This is a genomic window from Luteibacter sp. P4_D7_3, from assembly GCF_056401735.1.
Map to the genome: position 1 here is coordinate 1 of NZ_JBFUIT010000392.1, position 3,305 is coordinate 3,305.

At 66.8% G+C, this 3,305-nt stretch carries 4 protein-coding genes; all 4 read left to right on the forward strand.

Annotated elements, in window-relative coordinates; translation table 11 throughout:
* Nucleotides 1-233 precede the first annotated feature (233 nt).
* Nucleotides 234-551 carry a YerC/YecD family TrpR-related protein gene (locus AC1DSN_RS20380; RefSeq protein ID WP_063570716.1) on the forward strand — a complete coding sequence of 106 codons (318 nt, stop codon included), beginning with the start codon at nucleotides 234-236 and terminating at the stop codon, nucleotides 549-551.
* Nucleotides 548-1,441 carry an ATP phosphoribosyltransferase gene (gene hisG / locus AC1DSN_RS20385; protein WP_063570717.1) on the forward strand — a complete coding sequence of 298 codons (894 nt, stop codon included), beginning with the start codon at nucleotides 548-550 and terminating at the stop codon, nucleotides 1,439-1,441. The genes AC1DSN_RS20380 and hisG overlap by 4 nt, the downstream gene beginning before the upstream one ends.
* Entirely contained in the window at nucleotides 1,438-2,745 is a 1,308-nt protein-coding gene (gene hisD / locus AC1DSN_RS20390; protein WP_477296786.1) for a histidinol dehydrogenase, read from the forward strand. Before hisG ends, hisD begins: the two co-directional genes overlap by 4 nt.
* The coding region (locus tag AC1DSN_RS20395; RefSeq protein WP_477332509.1) for an aminotransferase class I/II-fold pyridoxal phosphate-dependent enzyme at nucleotides 2,742-3,305 on the forward strand (564 nt) is incomplete at its 3' end. The genes hisD and AC1DSN_RS20395, both read left to right, overlap by 4 nt.

A 3,305-nucleotide genomic window follows, 5' to 3' on the forward strand; every position in this document is an offset into this window, starting at 1 on the left:
CCTGGTAGCGGTGCGACTTCAGGATGGTCTCGACACCCGCGACAACGACCGGATGATCGTCCGCAATGATCACGGTGCTCTGCATGGCGGGGGCTCGCGAGGGTGGAAATGCCGCCATCTTGTCGAGCAGCCTTGGCGGGGTATATGGAAGAAAAGCGCAATTGCATGTCGGCGCTTGCCACGTCGGAGTTGTCGCGTTACGATGAGTTATCGTATTAACGCGTTAGTACACTATGAAGCGACGCTCGATCGACCCCGAAATGCCGGCCAACTCGGCCGAGACCAGCCTTTGCGAGGCCCTGCTTGGGCTCTCAGGCGTGGATGAGATGCGCGCGTTTCTCCACGATCTCTGTACCCCCGCCGAAATCGAGGTGATGGTCGACCGCTGGCGGGTGGTTCCTTTCCTCCTGGAAGGGCGGTCGTACCGTGAAATTCACGAGCGGACGTCGGTCAGCATCACGACCATCGGCCGTGTGGCGCGCTATCTCAACCAGGGCAGTGGGGGCTACATGGCCGCTGCCGCGCGTCGCAACCTTGCAGGTGTCGCATGAAGCCGCGCGATCGCCTGCGCATCGCCATGCAGAAGTCCGGCCGGTTGACCGATCCCGCGCAGGAATTGCTCGCGCGCTGCGGCCTGAAGTTCCGGCAGAGTCGCGACAAGCTGTTCTGCTTCGGCGAGGGCGAGCCGGTGGATCTCCTGCTCGTTCGTGATGACGATATCCCTGGCCTGATCGCCGAAGGTGTCTGTGACCTCGGCATCGTCGGCCGCAACGTACTTCGCGAATTCCAGCTGACCAACCCGGAGACCGGTATCGGCATGGACGAGCTGCGGCCGCTCGGCTTCGGCCACTGCCGTCTGTCCATCGCCGTGCCCCAGGAGGATGCCTACGACGGTCCCGCCCAGCTTCACGGGCAGCGCATCGCCACCTCCTACCCGGGCCTCCTGGGTGAATGGCTGCGAAGCAACGGCGTCGACGCGAAGGTCGTCATGCTCGCCGGTTCGGTGGAAATCGCGCCGCGCCTCGGCACGGCCGATGCGATCTGCGACCTGGTCTCCAGCGGCGCGACCCTGGTCGCCAACCAGTTGCGCGAAGCCGTCGTCGTGGTGGAGAGCGAAGCGGTGCTGGCCGGCCGTCGCGAACTCCCGTTGGACGAGCGTGGCGAGATCGCCGAACTGCTCCTGCGCCGCCTCGATGGCGTTATCCAGGTACGTGACTCGCGGTTGATCCTGATGCAGGCGCCGCGCGACGCATTGGCGGCCATCACGCGCCTCCTGCCGGGCCTGCCCATCCCCACGCTCACGCCGGTGGATGGCGCGCCCGACCAGGTGGTACTGCAGGCCTTGTGTGCCGGCTCGGTGAGCTGGCGCCAGTTGGAAGATATGAAGCGAGCCGGCGCCCGCGACATGCTCGTGCTGCCGGTGGAGAAGATGCTGGCATGAAACGAATCGTCTGGAAGGGCCTCGACGAGGCCGGACGCGACGCGGCGCTCGCACGGCCGATGCAAGCGCGGGCGAGCAGCCTGCGCGAGGGCGTCGAGTCGATCATCGCGGACGTACGCACTCGCGGCGACACTGCGCTCATCGCGTTGACGGCACGCTACGACGGCAGCACGCTCGACACACTGGCCGTGACCGAGGCGGAATTCGCGGCGGCGGAAGCACGCTTGCCCGATGAGCTGAAAGCGGCGGTGCTCGAAGCGGCCGCTCGTATCGAGCACTTTCATCGTGCCGCCGCGCCGACGCCGGTGAGCGTCGAGACAGCGCCCGGCGTCACGGTGGAGCGCGTACTTCGGCCGATTCGCCGGGTCGGGCTTTACGTGCCCGCCGGCGGTGCGCCGTTGCCGTCGACCGCGATCATGCTCGGCGTGCCGGCCGCTATCGCTGGCTGCCGTGAGGTCGTGCTCTGCACGCCGGTGCAGGCCAACGGTCGCTGTGACGATGCCGTCCTGTTCGCAGCGAAAGCCACCGGCGTGCACCGTGTTTTCAAGCTCGGCGGCGCGCAGGCGATCGCCGCGATGGCCTACGGCACCGCTTCCGTGCCTCGTTGCGACAAGATCTTTGGCCCCGGTAACGCCTGGGTCACCGAAGCCAAGCTGCAGGTGGCCGGCGACCCGGCCGGCGCCGCGATCGACATGCCAGCGGGGCCGTCCGAGGTGCTCGTCATTGCCGACGCCGATGCGGATCCCCGGTTCATCGCTGCCGATCTTCTCTCGCAGGCCGAGCACGGCCCGGACTCGCAGGTGCTCCTGGTCAGCCCGTCGGCGGTGCAACTCGATACCGTGGCCGTCGAGGTCGAACGACAGCGCCGCGAACTTCCGCGCGCCGACGTGGCGGCCACGGCGTTGAGCGAGAGCCGGCTGATCCTCGTCGACGACCTCGACGAGGCGATCGAAGTCAGCAACCGCTATGCCCCGGAACATCTCATCATCCAGACCGTCAACCCGCGCGCCTTGCTCGAGCGCGTGGAATCGGCCGGCTCGGTCTTCCTCGGTGAATGGACGCCGGAGTCGGTCGGCGATTACTGCAGCGGCAGCAACCATGTGCTGCCAACGTACGGCTATGCGCGCAGCTACAGCGGCGTTTCGGTCGCCAGCTTCCAGAAACAGGTGACGGTGCAGGAACTCTCCGCCCAAGGCCTGCGTAACATCGGTCCCTGCGCGGCGATCCTTGCCGAAGCCGAGCAACTCGAAGCCCACCGCCGGGCCGTCACCCTGCGACTCGCCGCCATGGACGCCGCCGCATGAGCATTCTCGATCTCGCACGTGCCGATATCCGCGCGCTCGCACCGTACTCCAGTGCCCGGATGGAAGCCCAAGGGGGCACGGTGTTGCTCAACGCGAACGAATCCTCGCGGCCACCGAATATTCCCGGCGGGGAAGGGCTCAATCGCTATCCCGATCCGCAACCGCGCGGACTCGTGGCGACGCTCGCCGACCTCTACGGAACGACGGACGATCGCGTGCTCGTTACCCGTGGAAGCGACGAATCGATCGACCTGCTCGTACGCGCCTTCTGTCGCGCAGGCGAAGACGCCGTGCTCATATCGCCGCCGACGTTCGGCATGTATGCGGTGTGCGCGCGTATCCAGGGGGCGGCCGTGATCGAGTCGCCGCTCAGCCGCAACGGCGTGCTCGACGTCGACGCGCTTCTCGACGCGGTGACGCCCGCCACGCGTATCGTCTTCGTCTGCACGCCGAACAACCCCACCGGCAACCTCGTCGATCGCGGCGATCTGGAACGCATCGCGAAGGCGCTCGAAGGCCGCGCGCTCCTGGTCATCGACGAGGCCTATGCGGAATACAGC